Raw genomic sequence first — 19,241 nt, forward strand, 5'->3', positions numbered from 1 at the left:
AGTACATGACCCCCTTTTGAAAATATAAATGCTGTTGGGACCCGATGCTTCGGGTCCATTTTTTTGCGGCCAGGACTGGCGGCTTCCCGGAGAGTTAGGATATGATGGTTGTAATACAACGGCAACAGACAAGGAGGTCATCATTCTTTGAACGAAGTGATCAGAACATTAACCAGCCACCGCTCCTTCCGGCAATACCGTAAGCAGGCTGTGGAGCCTGAGATGCTGAGGCTGATTATTGAAGCCGCCCAGGCCGCTCCCTCCTGGGCTAACGGGCAGCAGGTATCCATCATTGCCGTGCGCAGTGAAGAGCGCAGGCAGCAGCTCTCGGAGCTGAGCGGAAATCAGAAGCATGTGGCTGCTGCGCCGGTATTTTTGGTGTTCTGCATGGACTTTTACCGGGCCCAGGCGGCAAGCAGGCTGGAAGGATTGCCTTTTGAAGCCGCCAAGGATGTGGACGCGCTGCTTGTCGGTGCTACGGATGTGGGGATTGCCCTATCCAATGCCGTTGCGGCTGCGGAGTCGCTGGGGCTGGGCGTCATTCCGATAGGGGGAGTGCGCCGCCATACGGCGGAGGTGATTGAGCTCCTGCAGCTGCCGGAGTATGTCTTCCCGATAGCCGGCCTGTGTGTCGGGTATCCCGCCGAGGAGCTGCCGAAGAAGCCAAGGCTTCCCATGGAGGCCGTTCTTCATGAGGAACAGTACAATCCGGAGGTGAAGGGCCTGATTGAAGAATACAATCTGGCACACCGCGCCTCATTGAAGGCTCAGGGCTTGACGGAAAGGGACTGGAGCAGCACGATTGCCCGTTTCTATTCACTCAATCCCCAGTATGGGGATGCGCAGCATACGCTGAAGCGGCAAGGCTTCACCTGCGACAATCTGAATAAATAGCAAAATGCACCGCAGCGTTCACGGCGGACGGAAGCAACCGTCCAATGCGTGAGGCTGGGGTGCATTTTTAAATATCCGGGTGAAGGATTTCCTGCTTCCTTTATTCAACCGGCACGGAAATTTTGGCTGTCCGCTTGAAGTATACCCAATGGGTGAAGCCGATGTCCCTCAGCCGTGCCGCCACAGCCTCCCGCTGATCCGCGATCCGGGAAGGGCGGTGGGCATCAGAGCCGAAGGTGACCTGGACGCCGTAATGCAGCGCCCGCTCCAGAATGTCATCCGAAGGATACCATCCTCCGCACAGCTTTGTCCCCCCGGAGGTGTTGATCTCGATAGCGAGGCCGTATTCTCCGATAACGCGCAGACACTCGTCGACCACAGCCGCGGCGGGGATATCCGAGAATTGCGGGTAATTGCCCTTCATCGCATCGATGTGGCCGAGAATCTGGAACATCCCGCTCCGTGCTGAAGCGGCAATCAAGCGGTAATACTCGGCTTTGCCGGCGATCTTATCTTGAAGTCCGAGCCCCTTCCAGCGGCCTTTGTTGAAGATGCTCACACCGTCCACATTATGCACAGAGCCGATGATGTAATCAAACGGATACGCCGATAATGTACGGCGGTACAGCTCCGCATGTTCGGGAAAGTAGTCCGATTCGATGCCGAGCAGAACATCAATCCTGCCTGTGTATTCCTTTTGCAGCGCCAGCACTTCCTCCACATAATGGGCAAGCTCGGATTTGGCCATGGCTATACGGGGAAAAGCCTGCTCGGAAGGACTTCCGAAGTAAGGCGTATGATCCGAAATTCCGATCACTTGCAGGCCGGCGGCAATGCCTGCTTCAATATAATCCCTGATCGTCCCGTCAGCATGGCCGCAGCGGAAATGATGGGTATGCAGGTCGAATTTCATGAATTGAACATCTCCTTAGGACAAAAGTAGCAGAATCAGTGGTTTCAAAAGCGCCAGAGCATAATTTTCTCTTTGCAAATCTGTTACTCTGAGCCGATGAAATGGGTCTCGGGCATGCCCTTGAGGTCGCTCAGAAACTGCCGCATGGCAGAGTTGACGTATTTGCCTGACTTTGTAATAACGCCTACGGGGTGGGTGACTTCAAGCTCGATGATCGGGACGATCTTAAGGGTGCCGCTCCGCACCTCGGCGGTTACAGACTGCTTGGAAATCACGGCGGCGCCCAGGTCCAGCTCCACCATCCGTTTGACCTCCTCGCTGCTGGTCAGCTCCATAATCACCTGCGGCTGGATGCCGTGCTTCGCGAACACATCATCGGCGAATCTGCGGCCGACGGTATCTGGAGAGAGCAGGATAAGCGGGGTTTTGCCCAGCGCCTCAATCCCTGCAGATTTGACCTGCGCGAGGGGATGGCGCGGAGAAACGACCAGTTCAAAGGTGTCATAATACAGCACAGAGGTTGTCATTCCCGGACTGCGCCCGATTAAGTAGCCAATGCCGACGTCGACCAGCCCATTCTCCACATGCTGGTATATCTGTGAAGAGGACATGGAGGAAATGGAAGTTTTGATATGCGGGAACTGGTCCTGAAAATAAGAAAGGATACGCGGCAGAATCTGAATGGCGATCGAGGTGGTCGTACCGAGTATAATGTGCCCCTGGGGATTCTCTTCCAAATCCGCAAGACGCTGCTTAAGCTCTTCGACGATGCTCACAATCTGTTCCGCGTGTGTGAGAAACACCTGTCCCCTGTCCGTCAATGTCACCGGCTGGTTCCGGTCGACGAGCTGGGTTTTGAATTCTTCCTCAAGGCTTTTGATCTGCGCCGAAACAGCCGGCTGGGTCAGGTTGAGCAGCTCGCCCGCCTTGCGGAAGCTCATGGTTTTGGAGATGGTAATCAGCGTCTCAAGCTGGCTGATATTCATGGACTTACCCCCTTTTGGCCTGCTGATGGATGCCGCCGTTTGTTTGTATGATGCTGAAACGCGCGTTTTTTTCCAGGACTCGGGAGTCCCTTCTGATTGGAGCTGGAGATTGGCTCAGGTGATTGCAGAGTCTTCGGGATAAGCCGTGAAGTAACGCTCCGCGATGTGGGGCCGGAAAAATAACAAGGATTTATGGGGTGTTCGGGGTTCGTTCTCTGCTAGGGATGACGCCGCCGTTTCTACATGTATCTTACGCCGGATGTTGGCATTTGATTAAATTATAGGAGATAACATCCGGCAGGGCAATGTCGCCGCCGAAACTATCTTGATAATTCCTTCGAAAAGACCATTAATTTTTGGTGAATAATGCCGATATATGAAGTATAATAAATCATTATTGCTTGGGACTTTTGGTATATGACTAAAGCCTGGTAGAGGGGGGACAGCACTTTCATGAAAGCAGAAGTAATCAATCCGTTTTTAGAATCTGCAAGAATTGTAATTGAGCAGGTGATACAGGTCTCGCCATCCACCGGTAATCTGGGGATAAAGGATATCGAACTGATCGATAATCATATATGGATACAAGTGGGGATGACCGGTCAGTTGACCGGGGATATTATTTTTGGGATCACCGAACAGGTAGCGCTCAAGATCGTGTCGGCCATGATGGGCGGCTATGTGATCACGGAGATGGATGAGATGGGCCAGAGTGCAATTTCCGAGCTGGGCAACATGATCAGCGGCAACGCCAGCACGATCCTGTCCAATCAGGGGGTATCGGTGGATATTACGCCGCCGAAGCTGATGAAGACCGAGGGCATGTCGGTAATGCCGCGTAAAGCGCTGAGCATTCCGTTATTGATGGAAGGCATTGGAGAGCTGGATATTCAGGTAATGATCTCTTAGGCGGACAACTGGGAGCTGAAACATATTTCATGGCACTGGTGGACAAGGTGGTTGTAATTACAGGAGCTTCGAGCGGGATAGGGGCGCTGACGGCGCAGATGCTCAGCAAGCGTGGGGCTGTTCCCGTTCTGCTGGCCCGTTCGGAGGACAAGCTGAAAGAAACGGCGGCCGGTATTCCGGGCGTTTTTGGACTGTATGCCTGCGATGTTACCGACGGGGCGCAGGTTGCCGGGACCTTTGCGGAGATACTCCGCGTATACGGCAGAATTGACATTCTTGTGAATAATGCCGGATATGGCAAATTCGCCGCTTTTACCGAGATGGAGCCCCGGGAATTCGATGACATGATGAATGTGAACTACATGGGCATTGTCCGGTGTACTAAGGCTGTAGTCCCGCATATGCTGGAGCGCGGAAGCGGGCAGATTGTCAATGTGGCGTCCATGGCGGGCAAAATCGGCACGTCGCGGGCCGTTGCCTACACCGCAACCAAGCACGCGGTGCTGGGCTTCACGAATGCGCTCCGCCAGGAGCTGCGCACAAATGGGATTATTGTCTCGGCAGTGAACCCGGGACCGATTGCCACCGATTTCTTCCGCACAGCCGATCCTTCCGGCAATTATGAGAAAAGCGTATCCCGGATCATGATGACTCCTGAGCATGTGTCCTCAAAGATCGTTAAGCTGATCGAGAAGGGCAAGGAGGAGATCGACCTCCCCGTTTTTGCGGCCCTGGGCATCCGCCTTTATGGCCTGTTCCCCCGGCTCGCGGACAAGCTTACCTATAATCTGATGAACCGGAAATAGACAGGAAACAAGCAGCACATTACCGTTCAGCTGGCTTAGAATGGACTCAAGCGGCCTTCCATTTGGTGGAGAGGCCTTTTTGGCATATAATGAACATATTATCTTAAGCGAAAAGGATGAATTACTACTATGAATAAAGCTTCTTTTGCGGCCATCGGCATCCAGGAAGACCTCGTTGCCAGGTTGTCGGAATTCGGCATTACTGATCCATCCCCTGTGCAGGAGCAGACGATTCCGCTGCTGCTGGAGGGAAGAGATGTGCTTGCCGCTTCCCAGACAGGCACCGGCAAGACGCTGGCGTACCTGCTGCCGCTGCTCCAGGGCATTCATCCCGAGCAGAGAGTGGTGCAGAAGCTGGTGCTGGCGCCCACCCAGGAGCTGGCGATGCAGATTCTCCGTGAAGCGGAGCGCTATGGCGCAGAACGCGGCATTAAGGTAATGGGCCTGATCGGCGGCGCGGCGATCAAGCGCCAGATTGACAAGCTGCGCGAGCATCCGCAGCTTGTTGTAGGCACTCCCGGCCGCATCCGGGAGCTGATCGGGCTGCGCAAGCTGAAGATGCATGAGGTAACCACGATTGTCATCGATGAAGCCGACCAGATGTTCCAGCTCAGCGGAGCGGGCGAGGTGGCGAAGATCGTCAGCAGCGCACTTCGCACCCGTCAATTGGTTATGCTGTCGGCGACCATCGGACCGGAGACGAAGGCGCTTGCGTCGCGGGAGATGAAGAATCCGGCTGAGATCGGCATCGATCCGGGTGTCATGACGGCGCAGAGCCTGGAACACCATTACGTGGTGACCGAGGAACGGGGGAAGATCGATATGCTGCGCCGGGTAATCCGCCATTACAACCCGGAGCGGGCGATTGTGTTCGTTAATGCCACCGACGATATTGCCGAGGTGACCGCCAAGCTGAACCATCTTGGACTTACGGCGGCGGCGCTCTACGGCGATGCCGACAAGGTGACGCGCAGCAATGTGCTGTCCCGCTTCCGTGACGGCAGGTTCCGCGTGCTGGTGGCCAGTGACGTGGCCGCCCGGGGTCTGGATATTGAGAAGCTGACGCTGGTTGTCAGCTTCGATCCGGCCTTCGACTCGGAGCACTATGTGCACCGGGCCGGGCGAACGGGCCGCATGGGACGGCGCGGCCTGTCCGTGACGATCGTCACGGAGCAGCAGACGTTCATCATGCGCAAGTTCGCCAAGGAGCTGGACATCCGGCTGGAGGAGAAGGAAATGGTCGGCGGCAAGGTGCTGGCCGCCGACGAGGACCGCAGCGAATACCGCGGCGGGACGGGTTCCGGCCGCCGCGAAGGCAGCGGACCGCGCACGGGCGGCCCTGCGGCGCGCAGCGGCAAGCCGCAGGTGCGGACGGCGGCGGCGGGCGGCGGCGCCGCAGCCTCCGCCCCGCCGCCGGGAACGGCAGCGGGCGGGGAAGTCCGGCGCGAGCAGCAGCGCCGCAGTCCGGGTCCCGCCGCAGGAACGCGCGGCGGTGCGGCTCCCGCAGGCAAGGCGCGCGGCAGCAGCGCGGAGCGCGAGAAGAACCGCAAGAACAAGGGAGCGCCGAAATGGTTGAAAGACAAAACCCCGAGAGGTGACGGTCAATGAATACTGCCCCCGTATTGCAAATTACGGGCTTAAGCGGAGGTTACAGCCTGAACAAGCCGGTGCTCCATGATATCGGCCTTCAGGTACAGCCCGGAGAGATGGTCGGGCTGATCGGTTTGAACGGAGCGGGCAAAAGCACGACAATGAAGCATATTCTGGGCCTGATGTCGCCGCATAAAGGCGAGATTGCCGTTCAGGGCAAGACAAGGAGCAGCGATCCGGAGTCGTATCACGGCGCGCTGTCTTTTGTCCCGGAATCGCCGCTCCTCTATGAGGAAATGACGGTCCGCGAGCATGTGGAATTTACCGCCAGGGCTTACGGCGTGGAGCGCAGTGATTATGAATCCCGCAGCAGCCAGCTGGCCGCACTCTTTAATATGGAGGACAAGATGGATACGCTGTCCTCGCATTTATCCAAGGGCATGAAGCAGAAGGTCATGATTATGTGCGCATTCGTCGCGCGTCCGGCGCTGTATGTGATCGATGAGCCTTTCCTGGGCCTGGACCCGCTGGGGATTCGCTCCCTGCTCGATTTCATGCTGGAGCTGAAGAAATCAGGGGCTTCCATTCTGCTTAGCTCCCATATTCTCTCCACCATTGAGAATTACTGTGACCGCTTCATTGTCCTGCACCGCGGCAAGGTAATCGCGGAAGGCACGCTTGCCGAGATGTCCGCGGCTGCCGGGCTGCAGGGACTGAACCTGGAGCAGCTGTTCTATGAACTGGTGCAAGGAGGGAAATGATATGGATTTGAAGGAGCTGCGCCGGCAGCGGCGCAGCCGGTTCACCGGAAGCCTGATCCCTTATATGGGCTATATCATTCAGAGCGGTGTAGCCATGCTGTTCCTGCTGGTGCTGATTATCTTCTCGGCCTGGTACACCTCACTTCTCCGCGATATTCCGGCAGGCATCCCGATCCGCTGGATTATGCTGGTTATCCTGCTGCCTGCGGTCGCGCACAGCAGCTTCCGGACCTATCTGCAGAGTCCGGACACCATCTTTCTGCTGCCGCAGGGCCACCGGATGAAGGAATATTTCGCCCCGGCCTGGGTCGCCGGGAATGTCTGGAAGATTCTGCGGCTGGCCTTCGTGCTGATTACGCTTTGGCCCCTCTACATACGCACGGATGATTCCCATAAGATGCTGCTGGCCACGCTTGCCGTGCTGATCCTGGCGAAGCTGCTGGCAAGCTACGGCCTGTGGCGGGAGCTTACCATGCTGTCCCGTCCGGCGGCCTCCGGTTATACCCTGCTGCGGTGGGCGGCCGCAGGGCTGATGATTGCCGCATGGCTGTGGCAGCCCTCTCTCCGGGCACTGATCTTCATCGTGATACTGGCGGCAGCCTATGTGGCTGCGCTGGCCGTTCCCGGACGCCATTCCGTCCCCTGGGAACGCCTTATTGCCACCGAGCGCAATCAGGGCACGAGGGCGCTGATGATTCTCGGCTGGTTCGTGGACGTGCCGGGCAGGGAGCAGCGGGTCAATGCCCGGCGCTACTTGTCCAAATGGGGCGGCGGCATCGCCTGGCGGCGCAGCACCGCCTACCGCTTCCTGCTGACCAAAAGCTTCGCCAGGGGCGATATCTTCGGGATTGTGATGCGGATAGCGGTTCTGGCGCTGCTGCTGGTTTGGTGGAACCGGGACAGCTACTTCGGCAGCGGCATTTATCTGTTCTTCCTGCTGATGACGGGCGTGCAGCTGTCTGCGCTCCGCAAGCTGCACAGCGAGTCCTTCTGGCTGACTGTCTACCCGCTGCCGCCAGGCAGCCGGGCCGGGAGTACGGTGGACTTTGTACTCCGGGTGCATCTGGTGTTAATGCTGGTCCTGGCCGTACCGCTGCTGACAGCCGGCGGGGGAAGCCTGCCGCGGGTGCTCGGCACGCTGGCCGCCGGAGCCGCCATCGTGGCTGTGACCCGGATCCGTCTGCTACGGAAACTGCAAAGCGGAGAAGAATCGGAGCTGCAGCAATAAGCGCACCTGTCCTCGCCAACGCCAATCAACCCGTTCTCCACAATATCGTGGGCAACGGGTTGATTGCATGTCTGCATATCCTGAATTCAGGCGCCGGCCGCCCATTGCTGTGCTAGATGATGCCGCCGTTCAGATTGATATTTTGATACAGCCGCAGCTTGGCGTCCTCGAGATGTCCCGTGACCACGCGCTGCAGATCATCGTAGGCTCCCGCTTGCAGGGCGGCGATAATCTGCCCGTGCTGGTCCAGCGAGTGCATAACCATTTCCTTGGTAATCAAATACGATTTCATTGCCAGCCAGCGGTAGTTCATCGTGTTCAGATAAATATTGGAGATGTTCCGGTTGCCGCCCAGCTTCAGAAATTCCATGTGGAAGTGCAGATTATAATCCCCTTCATGGTAATTTTCCAGCTTGGAGCTATTGACAATGTAGACGGCGGTTTCATGGATTTTCTGCAGATTTGCGGCAATTTCCGGAGTAAAAGAGGCCGTCCCGTCCTCCAGCCGCTTGACCACCCACAGCTCGATCATCAGGCGTGTCTCCATGATTTCAAGCACATTCCCGGCCGTAATGCCGGTGACAAAGGTGCCGACCTTCGGCACGGTCTTGATCAAGCCATCCATTTCCAGCCGGGCCAGCGCTTCGCGAATCGGGGTGCGGCTGACACCGAGCTTGGCAGCAAGGTCGGGGATCGCCAGCTTGTGATCCGGAGGATATTCTCTTTTGATGATTAATTCTTTCAAAATACTGTAGGTTTTTTCCGGTAGATTAGCGTTGTCAATACGGCTCAGATTGGGCACGAAATCATTCCTTATCCCTTAAAATTCCAAAATAATGTTATATATATCATACTTATTTATTGCATAGTGAAAATACTTCTGTCAAGCGGTTTATCCAAAAAACAAAGTAAAAAACAAGGATTGACAGGGAAAATATGCTGATGATATGATAATCGGCAAGCAGAAACAAAGCCGACTAAACCAATGAGGTATATATATTTGTAACTGTGAGGAATGCAAAAACTCTTAATTTAGAATGTTGTATACAACATATATTAAGCTGTTGACCGTACTAACGGAGACCTGCTTGAGGCTGTAGAAGGCCAAAGCGGGTTTTTTGCGTTCATAATCCACCCGGTCAGGAGGAATGAGAGATGAAAAGCATGGCTGATCGTCTTGCCGGCGCGCTTACCGTTCTGGCTGGCTGCCTGGCTCTGCGTGAAGCTTGGAAGCTGTATCCCTACCATGTCAGCCTGCTGGGCGGGGACCATGTATTCCCGGCCTTTATTGGAGCGGGCCTGCTCCTATGCGGCTTATGGTTGCTGGCGGCATCAAGAGGACAGGCCCATAAAGCGCTTGTGGGACGTAACCCGGAAGAAGTGTTGGCCCGCAAGGCGGCAATGGATGAGCCTGAAGTGCGGGCTGCGCCGCCGCTGCTGCGGCGTTCCTGGCCCAAGGCAGGCTTAATTCCGCCGCTGCTGCTGATTTATACCGTTCTGCTGCAATCAGTGGGTTATGCGCTGAGCACTTTTGTGGCCTCGCTGCTGCTGCTGCGCTTACTCGGCGGCGGCTGGCGGCGCAGCGGCTTGTACGCTTTGGTGCTGACATCGGGGCTGTTTCTGGTATTTATCGAATGGCTGCATACGCCGTTTCCCGCTGGAACGGTCTGGCATGCGCTGAGGAGGCAATGAAATGGATAATGTGCTTATGCTGCTGGATGGCTTCGCTCAGGCCCTCACTCCGCTGAATCTGCTGATGGCGGCCATCGGGGTGCTGGTGGGCACCTTTGTGGGCGTGCTGCCGGGGCTTGGCCCCACCTCCTCGATCGCCATTTTGCTGCCCGTCACCGGGGTGCTGGAGCCGACGCAGGCGATCATTATGCTGGCGGGGATTTATTACGGTGCGATGTATGGCGGCTCGACTACGGCCATCCTGCTGAATATTCCCGGTGAAGCCTCGTCTGTTCCCACCTGCCTGGACGGATTTCCGCTGGCCCAGCAGGGACGGGGCGGCCCGGCGCTGGGAATCGCGGCGATTGCTTCCTTTATTGCCGGAATTCTGGGTGTGGTCGGTCTGGTCCTGTTCGCTCCGCTGCTGGCCAACCAGGCGCTGCGCTTTGGCCCGCCGGAGATGTTCTCGGTGCTGCTGCTGACCTTGGTCATTATGATGGGCATGACCGGGGCACGCTTTGTCAAAGCCGCAATCATGGCTCTCGCCGGTCTTGCACTGTCACTGATCGGACTGGGGGCGAATTCCGGGATGTACCGCTTTACGCTGGGCTGGGGACCGCTGGAGGGCGGGCTGGATATGGTGAGCATTCTCATCGGCTTCTTCTCCATCAGTGAGGTGATGAGGGGTGTGGCAGAGAAGAAGCAGGCGATTTCCGGCGGCCGGATCGGCAGCGTTTATCCGAGCCGTAAAGATCTGAAGCAGAGTGCTGTGGCTATAGGCGCAGGGGGAGGGATCGGTTTTTTTATGGGTCTGCTGCCGGGCTGTTCGGCCGCTGTAACGTCTTTTATGTCCTATGATTTTGTCAAAAAAATCTCCCGCCGCCGCCATCTGTTCGGCAAAGGGGCGATTGAAGGGGTTGCCGCACCGGAGGCTGCCAACAATGCCACCAGCTCCGCGGGCTTTGTCCCGCTGTTCGCACTGGGCATTCCTTCTTCGCCGCCGCTGGCGGTGCTGCTGGCCGGGCTGATGATCTACGGGCTGACGCCGGGGCCGATGCTGTTCGAGCAGAAAGGCAGCTTTGTCTGGACCGTCATCGCCAGCATGTTTATAGGAAACGTGCTGCTGCTGGTGTTGAATCTGCCGCTGGTCGGCATCTGGGCCAAGCTGACGCGGGTGCCGTTCGCGATTCTTGGTCCGATCATCCTGCTGCTCAGCATGATCGGCGCCTATACGGTGCGCAACAGCCTGTTCGATGTCCAGGTTGCCGTGGTCTTCGGCATTGCCGGATATTACCTGCAAAAGCATGATTGGCCGACCATGCCCTTTATTCTCTGCTTTATTCTCGGCCCGATGGTGGAGCAGGCATTTCTGCAATCAATGGCGATCTCCGGTGGGAGCCTGGCCATTTTTGTGCAAAGGGGCCTGTCGCTGTTCTTCATTGGCGCCGCCGCTGTAATGCTGCTTCTATCCCTGTATATGGTCCGCCGCACCCGGCAGAGACTCCGCGAGGAGCGGGGGGAAGCGCTCAGCATCCTGAACAGCGAGGCTTGACATTGGCTCCGGCAATTATTCCATATAGAAACAGGAGAGTGGATTGGATGAACAAATGGATTGTACGCAAGGCCCGGCGTTTGCCGGCATCTCTGGCACTGCTGGTACTGCTCGCCGGCTGCGCCGCGGAACCCGCGCAGCCGGAAACGGCGGCAACCTCTGAAGCGTCGCCGTCCGGCGCTGCGGCGACGGCGTCGCCGGGCCCATACGCCGACTATCCGAACAGAAGGATAGAGTATGTGGTGCCGTTCTCGGCCGGCGGAGGGGTAGATCTTGTGGCCCGGACGGTAGCGGAGGCGCTGGGCAAGGAATGGGGGCAGCCGATTGAAATTGTGAACAAGCCCGGTGCGGGCGGGGCTACCGGGGCGCAGTACGCACTCAAGCAGGCGGCAAACGACGGCTACACGGTGCTGGCCGACAATGTGGCCAGCACGACGATGCTGCAGGCCGGATCGGCCAAGGCACCGGTGCTGCTCAGCGACCATGAGTTCGCGGCGCGGGTAGTGACGGATGCGCCTGTGTTCGTAGTGGCGGCGGATGCCCCGTGGGAGGATTTTACCGAGTTCTCCGCCTGGGTCAAGGCGAACCCCGATCAGCTGACCTGGACGAGTGTCGGTCCGGCGGGCTTCACCACCTTCGTTGTTGCGGAATGGCTGAAAGAAATCGGGGCGGACTTTTCCAAGACACGGATGGTGGCGACCAAGGGCGCGTCCGAATCACTTCCGCTGGTGGCCGGAGGCAATGCGGTCCTGGCGGTGCACACCGTCAATGAGACCTCAACCCTGGTCAAAGCGGGCAAGCTGAAGGTGCTGGCGGTTCTGGCGCCTGAACGCAGCCCGTATTACCCTGACGTGCCTACAACCGGTGAGCAAGGTGTTGATAATCTGACGGTTTCGTGGTGGACAGGCTTCAGCTTTCCAAAGGGAACGCCGCAGGAGATTATTGACAAATGGCAGGAGGGAATCGGCAAGCTGGCACAGGACCCGGACTTTATCGCGAAGCTGAAGACGCTGCAGCTTGAACCCGATGTTCTGACCGGCCCGGCGTTTAAGGACTGGATTGACCAGCAGGCGGAATATTATACGGGGCTGGCTGCCGAAACGGGAATTCGCAAATAGGCATGCCCGCCCACATTGAAATGGAGGAAAGGAATATGCATCATTTTCTGATTCACAAGCAGGGAGATCAGGTCGGTGTAGCCACAACGGATATCCCGGCGGGACAGGAGGCCGTCGGCATCTACATGGATGATGATTCGCGCATTACCCTGACCAGCCTGCAGGACATTCCGCTCGGGCATAAAATTTCACTGGCTCCGCTTGAACGGGGCGGCCGGGTGCTGGAATACGGCATTTCCATAGGAATTGCCCCCGGGGGACTGGCAAGCGGCGAGTACGTGCATACGCACAACATTAAATCGGCGAGGTGGTAACAATGGGACAATTATATGGGTACCGTCGGGAAAACGGGGCGGTGGGCATCCGCAATCATGTCATTCTGTTGCCTGTGGACGATATTTCGAACGCGGCCTGCGAAGCGGTGGCCAAGGTCATCTCCGGCACACTGGCGCTCCCGCATGCTTACGGGCGCTTGCAGTATGGGGCGGATCTGGATTTGCATTTCCGCACATTGATTGGAACGGGGCGCAATCCGAATGTGGCAGCAGTCATTGTAATCGGCATTGAGCCGAACTGGACGAACATTGTCGTCGACGGCATCGCCGGCACCGGCAAGCCGGTCGCGGGCTTCTCCATTGAGGGGCTGGGCGATCTTGAGGTTATCCGCCGCGCCTCCTGGAAGGCCAAGGAATTTGTGCAGTCGGCTTCCGAGCTGCGCCGTGAGCCGGTGACGCTCGGCGAATTAACGGTCAGCATCAAGTGCGGCGAGTCGGATACGACCACCGGGCTGGGATCATGTCCCACCGTTGGCAGCACGGTCGATTATTTGCTGGAGCAGGGCGCAACCGTCTTCTTCGGCGAAACGTCGGAGCTTACGGGCGGCGAGCATCTGATCGCCGGGCGTATGGCGACGGAGGAGCTGCGGGACAAGTTCCTGCGGACGTATGAGCGCTATGTGTCCGGTTTTGCCTCCCAGGGAGTGGATCTGCTCGGCTCGCAGCCGACACAGGGCAATATTGCAGGCGGCTTGTCAACCATCGAAGAGAAGGCGCTCGGCAATATTGAGAAAACCGGGAGCAAGCCGGTCATCGGGGTGCTGGAGCCGGCGGAGGAGCCGCAGAACGGGCCGGGACTGTATTTCATGGACAGCTCCTCCGCTGCGGCGGAATGCATTACGTTGATGGCGGCCGCCGGAGCGGTCGTACATTTCTTCCCGACGGGACAGGGGAATATTATCGGCCATCCGATTGAGCCGGTGATCAAATTATCGGCCAACCCGCGCACGGTCTCGCAGATGGCAGAGCATATCGATGTCGATGTCAGTCCGCTGCTGGAGCGCTCGATTACGCTCCCGGAAGCCGGCGAGCGCCTGCTCGAAGCGCTGGAGCGGACGGCCAACGGCCGCTTGACGGCGGCGGAGGCGCTTGGCCACCGGGAATTCGTAATGACCAAGCTGTATCCGAGCGCCTGACTTTTAGGCAGTCCGGACTGTGAGGATGCAGCCGTTCGGCGGCAGATCGGCGCCGCCGGCAGCTGATGGCACCGGGCCTGTTGCTCAATACCTCTCCGCTATCGAAAACAAGGATGTTTTTCGGCCGTGGCATGGCTTGGAAACATCCTTGTTTTTTATGGACTCGTCTTCGGTTGGATATGCTTTTTTTGCCGGGAATATTACTCCATAGGGAATGGCTAAACGCGGGTAAGTATGGGAGAGAGCCGTGGCTCCCTCCCGGGATAGTCATTCCCGGTTAGACAAAAAGTGAACGGCTGATGATAACCAGCAGGATAAAGAGAACCAGAATCGCGCCAGTGCTTGTGAATGCACCGTATCCATATCCGCCTCTAACTTCTTCGCTCATGTTCATTCCCCTTTCGAGTGTGAGTTGTTGTACTTGAGTACACCGTATTGTATGTGCGGAGGGAACAACGTGTATAGGCCAATGCATAACCGCCTGCAAAAAAATCAGCCCCGGCTTGGCCGGGGCTGATTGCTACCCGGCAGGCCTGTATCCTCAGGCTTTTTCGAGATCGCGGATTCCCGCATAGACCATATCGAACAGGTCCTCAAGCTGATCCTCTTCGATACAGGAGAAGGCAATGCGCAGATCGGTTTCACCCAGGGCTATCGTGCCCAGACCGTAGTTATGAATCAGATGCAGGCGCAGGGCGTCAGCGGAAACGGTGTGCAGCTTCAGGCACATGAAGTACCCGGAGTTGAACGGATAATAGGTCCAGACCTCATCGCCGTATTTGCCGCTGTCGAGCAGCGCCTTCACTTTGTTGGCACGGCCCTTCATAATCTGGAACTTCTCTTCCTTCTGTTCCGCGAATTCGGGCGATTTCAGCGCATCAAGCACAAAGGTCTGCGAAGGATGGGGTCCGCTGGAAATGGTGGCGCGGATAATGCCCATTGTCTTCTGCTCCAGGGCAGCAAGCACTTCCCTGCTGTCCGAGGCATAGGTGATGAAGCCGACGCGGAAGCCCCAGACGAATTCCTCCTTGGTGGCTCCGTCAATCTTCACGGCGAGCACGCGCGGATGCAGATTGGCCAGACGGCCAAAGAGGGATTCCTTCAAGGAATCCTCAAAAAAGAGCCCGAAATAAGCATCGTCGCTGACTACAACTACATTGATGCCTTCTTCCGCTGCGCGCAGAATGGAGGAAACGATTGCTTCTCCTTCCTTGACGCCAGGGGTATAGCCGGTAGGATTGTTCGGGAAGTTGAGCAGTACAATCGCTTTGCCGCGGTCCTTCTGGGCCAGCAGGGCATCCAGCAGCCCTTCGCTGTTGAAGCTCATATCTTCAGTGAAAAGCGGATAGTTGACGATATCGCTGAGACGGCGGACGCCGAAGGTCAGCTCGTAGTTCTCCCAGTTTTTGTCCGGATAGATGATGGCATCGCCCTGATCGGCGAACAGGTCGGCAACGATGCTGAGCCCGTGGGTCAGCGCATTGGTAGCGATAGGGTTGCCGAAGGATTTGCCTTCAAGCGACGGAGTCTCGCGCAGCATCTTCTCGCGCCATACGTTGCGCAGCTCCGGCTTGCCTGCCGGTGGAGCGTAGCCGTACAGGTCCTTTGGACTGTAGGCGGAGAGCTTATCCTGAATAACGGCGAGGTGCATAGGTACGCCCTTCTCGGTGGCAATACCGATGGTTGCATTGTATTTCTTCGCGTGAGCAGCCGCTTCGGCGGATTGACTCAGAATGCCCTCTTTGGGATAATAAAGCGCCTTGCCAAGATTGGAGAGCATATCGTACACATGTTCATTGCCTGCCTTGATGCTGTCATTCAATTGTCCAGCCAGTGGATTCATCAGTTTCATCCTTCCGGTATTCTTCTGGGATATACGTTAACATTGCCTAACATTATATCACCGTGATTCCCCGCCGTCACTGATGAAAGACGCATTTTCCAGAACCTTTTAGAAAATTTGTGGCGGATCTGCCAGACCTGAACCCCGGGTATAGCGCTCAGGACCCAGAGCGTTCCATTCCTGCGGCCAGCCGAACAGCGAAATGGCCTCCCGGATCTCCGCAAGCAGGTACACCTGCCCACGGTAGGGCTTGCCGTCCGGATATCTCATCGCAGGAAACAAGTCACCATACGTAAAGCTGATGCATTCCGGGGAAAAGGAGGCAACCGGCCGGCCTTCTTTGGCGGTAAAAGCCTTCCGGGCCTTCTGCTCAACATAGAAATATTTTAACACCTAAGAGCGGTAGGGGCAGTACTTTTCCATCATCGCTATGGTTTCGGCATCGCGCGCCCCGTTCCGGTTCATCAGCCCCTGCACGACACCGGTACGCTCATCCTCCTTCAGGTTCTGGCCAAATTTGAATTTGGCGCTGAGCTCCTCCGGAACAATCCGCACGACCGCGACTCCCTTAAGCCGTGAACGGTATCTGGGCTCTCCGGCATCTATCGGGGCGTGGCCGCCTTCCGGCTGGAGCTTTTGCATAAAAAGCGCAAGCACGGCTGCCTTCTCGGCAGCATCCGTTACAGGCTCGGCCTGTCCATAAGCGGTTACGCTTTTGAAATAGGCAGTGGCGGGACAGGCCAGCTCAGGATCGCTGAAATAGGAGGGAATCAGGGCGTATTCGTCGGCGACCGTGAAGCATACCTGCTGATTCCGGCGGATGGTCTCCATTTTGCCTCCGGCGTGGCTGCCGTGGAAATAGAAGCTTCCCTTCATATATACAAAATTCAGCGGCGTCACACGCGGCCGGCCCTCCTCGTCGCTGGTCCCGAGAAAGCCGAAGCTCATCCCGTTCAGAAACGCGGCCAGTTCCTCTTCCTGCTCTACTTTGAATTCTTTTCGGCGCATAACGGCACATCCTTTTCTGATTATTGGCGGAGCCCAATTCTCCGGGTCAAAAGGTTTATTAAAAATATAAAGATTTATATGTCTGCTTAGAATAGAGGAAGAATTGACAATAAAAAAGGACCGGTTTACATTAATTTTAGTAGTCCACTTTGGAGTGGAGAGGATGGGAACATGAATTTCACGCTGCCGTATGACCAGTACCTTGCTGTACACCGCTATAAGTATTTGGCCTTATATCACGCGCTCCGCGCGGCTATACTGGGCGGAACTCTGCCGGGGGGGACGCGTCTGCCCTCTACCCGGAAGCTGGCGGGGCTGTACCTGGTATCGCGCGGCTCGGCATCGCAGGTTTACGATATGCTGCTGGCTGACGGCTACATCAGGACAGAGAGCGGCCGGGGCACCTTTGTTGCGGATGACAGCTTTGCTCCGGCGGAGGGGGAGCGGGGGAGCGTGGTTCAAGAGGCTGGAGGCGCTGCTGCAGTGCGGCCAGGCTGCGGGAGTGCCGCTGGCACGGGAAGTGACAGAGCCGCTGCGGGCAGGATTGATGGCGCAGAAGCCGGGATGTTCGGTGGTGCAGGAGGTGCTGAAGCCGGAAAGACGCGGCCGGAAGGCGGCGCAGAAACTGCAGAAGCCCAAATCACGGGTGCGGCGCATAAAACGGCCGGAGACAGTCAGGCCAAGGCTGCAATGCCGGCCCGGGAGCCTGCTGCCTCTGCGCCGTCCGGCCAGTCCGGGGTACCGGCCGGTGCTTCCGCCGCCGCATCCCCTGCTTCCCAATCCGGGGCGCCCTCTGCCGGGATACCGCTCTCCGGTTGGGGGAGCCGCCTCATGGAGCGGCAAGTCTCCATGTATGAGAGAGCGGGAAATGATGTGGTCAGCTTCCGCAGCCAGGGGATGCCGATGGAGCATTTTCCCTACGCTGAGTGGCGGAGCGCGCTGAATTACGCTGGCGGCAAAAGCGGAGGGCGGCTGGAGAGCTATTGCCCGCCCCAAGGGGAGGAAGGCCTGCGGCGGTCTATTGCCGCGCATCTAAGGGTGACACGGGGCATCCGCGCGGAGGCGGAGCAGATTGTGCTCTTCAGCGGCTCCATGCAGGGTATTGTCCTTCTCACGCAGCTGCTGCTGGAGCCAGGAAGCCCGGTGGTTGTGGAGGACCCCGGATTTCACGGCATCCGCAGAGCCGTGGAGATTTCCGGCGGCAGGCTGCTGCCTGGCAGCGTGGACGCGAGCGGGCTGGTGCCGCAGGATTGGGCCGCCCGGCTGCTGTTCGTCACGCCAAGCCGACAGTTTCCCACCGGCGCGGTGCTGCCGATTGATCGGCGGCGCAGTCTGCTGGAATGGGCGCACCGGCGGGATGCGCTGATTGTGGAGGATGATTACGACAGCGAATTCCGCTGGGGCGGGCGGCCCATAGAGCCGTTGAAGGCACTCGACCGGGGAGAGCGTGTCATCTACATCGGCTCATTCTCGAACAGCATGTTTTCCGCCTTGCGGCTGGGTTACGCGGTACTGCCTCCCCTGCTGGTCAAGCCAGTGACCGCCGCCAAGGCGCTGTACGAGCCGATTCCGGGAGGGCAGCAGGAGCAGCGGGCCTTGGCGCGCTTCATGCATACCGGCGGCTACAGCCGCCACCTGCGGCGGATGACGCGTGTCTACGGCGAGCGTGCCCGCCTCCTTCGCTCACTGCTGGCGGAGCGGCTCGGGATGCTGTTCGAGCCGCTGCCCGGGGATGCGGGGCTGCACATCTACGCGCGCTGGCGGCGCAGCAGGAGAGAATTCGCCGCCTTCCGGGCGGCGGCTCTCGGGCGCGGCGCGGACTTCCGGGATGCGGCGCTGTACCGGGTCGCCGGGGGGGAGCCGGCGGCCTGTTTTTCTTTCTCCCATTTGGATGCCGCCCGGCTGGAGGAAGGGGTAAGCCGCCTGCTCCTGGCCTGGAATGATGTGCAAAAAGAAACGTGACAAGGTATTATGAAAGAAAAGAAACTATAGGCCTTCTGTGAAATGCCATCGGCTGAAGCGCCGTGCATGAGTACTTGAATGTCTATTGTATTTTATACAGCTGAACAGGCTGATTGCGCTCTGAAAATGAATTCTGCTGTATTCTGTGCAGTAGAGTTCCGTTTCCAGGCTGAAAACGGGCAGATTTGGGCTTTTAGGATGTACCAAGTGCAATAGAATTAATAATTCCGCTCTCAGAACGTCTATTGCAGAAAGTGCAGCAGAAGCTTGCGGCAGGAGGGGCTGCAAACAGTTGTGAGTGTGGGGACGCTTACGAACTGGACTTTGTTCGGAGCATACGCAGGAAGCGGCGCTTACAAACTTAAAGCGGATGCTTATGAAGCGAGTTTTATTGCGGGGTATTTCAAAGGAGTAAAGCTTCATAAAACAAAGCGGACGCTTACGAAGCGAGTTTTATTGCGGAGTATTTCAAAGGAGTAAAGCTTCATAAAACAAAGCGGATGCTTACGAAGCGAGTTTTATTGCGGAG

At 57.4% G+C, this 19,241-nt stretch carries 19 protein-coding genes; 12 read left to right on the top strand and 7 right to left on the bottom strand.

Features of this window, described 5'->3' with window-relative positions; genetic code table 11:
• Positions 1-156 precede the first annotated feature (156 nt).
• On the top strand, positions 157-894 hold the full coding sequence (locus HYD27_RS06425; protein ID WP_309242028.1) for an NADPH-dependent oxidoreductase: 738 nt from the start codon (positions 157-159) through the stop codon (positions 892-894).
• 100 nt (positions 895-994) lie between these two features.
• Here HYD27_RS06425 and HYD27_RS06430 read toward each other — a convergent pair whose 3' ends face one another.
• Complete coding sequence (locus tag HYD27_RS06430) at positions 995-1,807, bottom strand: histidinol-phosphatase (RefSeq protein ID WP_219212733.1); 813 nt, start codon at positions 1,805-1,807, stop codon at positions 995-997.
• Between the two features lie 83 nt (positions 1,808-1,890).
• Entirely contained in the window at positions 1,891-2,793 is a 903-nt protein-coding gene (locus tag HYD27_RS06435) for a LysR family transcriptional regulator (RefSeq protein ID WP_219212735.1), read from the bottom strand.
• A 453-nt stretch (positions 2,794-3,246) separates the two neighbouring features.
• On the opposite strand from HYD27_RS06435, the gene HYD27_RS06440 reads away from it, so the two are divergent.
• From HYD27_RS06440 to HYD27_RS06460, 5 genes are all read left to right on the top strand, one after another.
• Positions 3,247-3,702 (top strand): chemotaxis protein CheX, encoded by a 456-nt coding sequence (locus HYD27_RS06440; protein WP_219212737.1) that lies wholly within the window; start codon positions 3,247-3,249, stop codon positions 3,700-3,702.
• Between the two features lie 29 nt (positions 3,703-3,731).
• A complete protein-coding gene (locus tag HYD27_RS06445; RefSeq protein WP_219212739.1) occupies positions 3,732-4,508 on the top strand; it encodes an SDR family NAD(P)-dependent oxidoreductase in 777 nt (258 codons plus the stop codon).
• A 129-nt stretch (positions 4,509-4,637) separates the two neighbouring features.
• Positions 4,638-6,116: a DEAD/DEAH box helicase gene (locus HYD27_RS06450; RefSeq protein ID WP_219212741.1), complete on the top strand. Its 1,479-nt coding sequence runs from the start codon at positions 4,638-4,640 to the stop codon at positions 6,114-6,116.
• Positions 6,113-6,859, top strand: a complete 747-nt coding sequence (locus HYD27_RS06455) for an ABC transporter ATP-binding protein (protein ID WP_219212743.1) — start codon at positions 6,113-6,115, stop codon at positions 6,857-6,859. Before HYD27_RS06450 ends, HYD27_RS06455 begins: the two co-directional genes overlap by 4 nt.
• Position 6,860: 1 nt before the next feature.
• Positions 6,861-8,087: an ABC transporter permease gene (locus tag HYD27_RS06460; protein ID WP_219212745.1), complete on the top strand. Its 1,227-nt coding sequence runs from the start codon at positions 6,861-6,863 to the stop codon at positions 8,085-8,087.
• Between the two features lie 112 nt (positions 8,088-8,199).
• Here HYD27_RS06460 and HYD27_RS06465 read toward each other — a convergent pair whose 3' ends face one another.
• Complete coding sequence (locus HYD27_RS06465; RefSeq protein ID WP_219212747.1) at positions 8,200-8,889, bottom strand: GntR family transcriptional regulator; 690 nt, start codon at positions 8,887-8,889, stop codon at positions 8,200-8,202.
• Positions 8,890-9,242: 353 nt separating this feature from the next.
• Between HYD27_RS06465 and HYD27_RS06470 the strand changes: the two genes are divergently transcribed.
• Genes HYD27_RS06470 through HYD27_RS06490 form a run of 5 tightly spaced genes read left to right on the top strand, consistent with a single transcriptional unit; the run spans position 9,243 to position 13,899 of the window.
• Positions 9,243-9,779 (top strand): tripartite tricarboxylate transporter TctB family protein, encoded by a 537-nt coding sequence (locus HYD27_RS06470; protein ID WP_219212749.1) that lies wholly within the window; start codon positions 9,243-9,245, stop codon positions 9,777-9,779.
• 1 nt (position 9,780) lies between these two features.
• Complete coding sequence (locus HYD27_RS06475; RefSeq protein WP_219212751.1) at positions 9,781-11,310, top strand: tripartite tricarboxylate transporter permease; 1,530 nt, start codon at positions 9,781-9,783, stop codon at positions 11,308-11,310.
• A gap of 47 nt (positions 11,311-11,357) precedes the next feature.
• The gene (locus tag HYD27_RS06480; protein WP_219212753.1) at positions 11,358-12,428 is read left to right on the top strand and encodes a Bug family tripartite tricarboxylate transporter substrate binding protein; all 1,071 of its coding nucleotides are present in this window, start codon (positions 11,358-11,360) and stop codon (positions 12,426-12,428) included.
• 35 nt (positions 12,429-12,463) lie between these two features.
• Entirely contained in the window at positions 12,464-12,742 is a 279-nt protein-coding gene (locus HYD27_RS06485) for a UxaA family hydrolase (protein ID WP_228745008.1), read from the top strand.
• A 2-nt stretch (positions 12,743-12,744) separates the two neighbouring features.
• The gene (locus HYD27_RS06490; protein ID WP_220101529.1) at positions 12,745-13,899 is read left to right on the top strand and encodes a UxaA family hydrolase; all 1,155 of its coding nucleotides are present in this window, start codon (positions 12,745-12,747) and stop codon (positions 13,897-13,899) included.
• Between the two features lie 277 nt (positions 13,900-14,176).
• On the opposite strand, the gene HYD27_RS06495 is transcribed toward HYD27_RS06490, so the two are convergent.
• The 4 genes from HYD27_RS06495 to HYD27_RS06510 form a co-directional block, all read right to left on the bottom strand.
• Positions 14,177-14,287, bottom strand: a complete 111-nt coding sequence (locus HYD27_RS06495; protein WP_219212758.1) for a YjcZ family sporulation protein — start codon at positions 14,285-14,287, stop codon at positions 14,177-14,179.
• Positions 14,288-14,440: 153 nt separating this feature from the next.
• On the bottom strand, positions 14,441-15,742 hold the full coding sequence (locus HYD27_RS06500; RefSeq protein ID WP_219212760.1) for an aminotransferase class I/II-fold pyridoxal phosphate-dependent enzyme: 1,302 nt from the start codon (positions 15,740-15,742) through the stop codon (positions 14,441-14,443).
• Between the two features lie 108 nt (positions 15,743-15,850).
• Positions 15,851-16,012, bottom strand: coding sequence for a hypothetical protein (locus HYD27_RS06505; protein ID WP_219212762.1), 162 nt, complete (start codon positions 16,010-16,012; stop codon positions 15,851-15,853).
• A 123-nt stretch (positions 16,013-16,135) separates the two neighbouring features.
• A complete protein-coding gene (locus HYD27_RS06510; RefSeq protein ID WP_219212765.1) occupies positions 16,136-16,750 on the bottom strand; it encodes a pyridoxamine 5'-phosphate oxidase family protein in 615 nt (204 codons plus the stop codon).
• 171 nt (positions 16,751-16,921) lie between these two features.
• Here HYD27_RS06510 and HYD27_RS06520 point away from each other — a divergent pair, with 171 nt between their 5' ends.
• Positions 16,922-18,712, top strand: a complete 1,791-nt coding sequence (locus HYD27_RS06520; RefSeq protein ID WP_228745009.1) for an aminotransferase-like domain-containing protein — start codon at positions 16,922-16,924, stop codon at positions 18,710-18,712.
• The last annotated feature ends 529 nt before the right edge of the window (positions 18,713-19,241 follow it).

Origin of the sequence: Paenibacillus sp. S150, assembly GCF_019352175.1 — a bacterium.
Lineage (GTDB): Bacteria > Bacillota > Bacilli > Paenibacillales > Paenibacillaceae > Paenibacillus_AQ.

What these genes read in the sequence shown, in the direction of transcription:
- HYD27_RS06520 (WP_228745009.1), top strand. Translation starts at nt 16,922, where the DNA reads ATGAATTTCACGCTGCCGTATGACCAGTACCTTGCTGTACACCGCTAT.
- HYD27_RS06500 (WP_219212760.1), bottom strand. Translation starts at nt 15,742, where the DNA reads ATGAATCCACTGGCTGGACAATTGAATGACAGCATCAAGGCAGGCAAT.
- HYD27_RS06495 (WP_219212758.1), bottom strand. Translation starts at nt 14,287, where the DNA reads ATGAGCGAAGAAGTTAGAGGCGGATATGGATACGGTGCATTCACAAGC.
- HYD27_RS06445 (WP_219212739.1), top strand. Translation starts at nt 3,732, where the DNA reads ATGGCACTGGTGGACAAGGTGGTTGTAATTACAGGAGCTTCGAGCGGG.
- HYD27_RS06480 (WP_219212753.1), top strand. Translation starts at nt 11,358, where the DNA reads ATGAACAAATGGATTGTACGCAAGGCCCGGCGTTTGCCGGCATCTCTG.
- HYD27_RS06510 (WP_219212765.1), bottom strand. Translation starts at nt 16,750, where the DNA reads ATGCGCCGAAAAGAATTCAAAGTAGAGCAGGAAGAGGAACTGGCCGCG.
- HYD27_RS06490 (WP_220101529.1), top strand. Translation starts at nt 12,745, where the DNA reads ATGGGACAATTATATGGGTACCGTCGGGAAAACGGGGCGGTGGGCATC.
- HYD27_RS06460 (WP_219212745.1), top strand. Translation starts at nt 6,861, where the DNA reads ATGGATTTGAAGGAGCTGCGCCGGCAGCGGCGCAGCCGGTTCACCGGA.
- HYD27_RS06450 (WP_219212741.1), top strand. Translation starts at nt 4,638, where the DNA reads ATGAATAAAGCTTCTTTTGCGGCCATCGGCATCCAGGAAGACCTCGTT.
- HYD27_RS06485 (WP_228745008.1), top strand. Translation starts at nt 12,464, where the DNA reads ATGCATCATTTTCTGATTCACAAGCAGGGAGATCAGGTCGGTGTAGCC.
- HYD27_RS06475 (WP_219212751.1), top strand. Translation starts at nt 9,781, where the DNA reads ATGGATAATGTGCTTATGCTGCTGGATGGCTTCGCTCAGGCCCTCACT.
- HYD27_RS06505 (WP_219212762.1), bottom strand. Translation starts at nt 16,012, where the DNA reads ATGAGATATCCGGACGGCAAGCCCTACCGTGGGCAGGTGTACCTGCTT.
- HYD27_RS06455 (WP_219212743.1), top strand. Translation starts at nt 6,113, where the DNA reads ATGAATACTGCCCCCGTATTGCAAATTACGGGCTTAAGCGGAGGTTAC.
- HYD27_RS06430 (WP_219212733.1), bottom strand. Translation starts at nt 1,807, where the DNA reads ATGAAATTCGACCTGCATACCCATCATTTCCGCTGCGGCCATGCTGAC.
- HYD27_RS06435 (WP_219212735.1), bottom strand. Translation starts at nt 2,793, where the DNA reads ATGAATATCAGCCAGCTTGAGACGCTGATTACCATCTCCAAAACCATG.
- HYD27_RS06440 (WP_219212737.1), top strand. Translation starts at nt 3,247, where the DNA reads ATGAAAGCAGAAGTAATCAATCCGTTTTTAGAATCTGCAAGAATTGTA.
- HYD27_RS06470 (WP_219212749.1), top strand. Translation starts at nt 9,243, where the DNA reads ATGAAAAGCATGGCTGATCGTCTTGCCGGCGCGCTTACCGTTCTGGCT.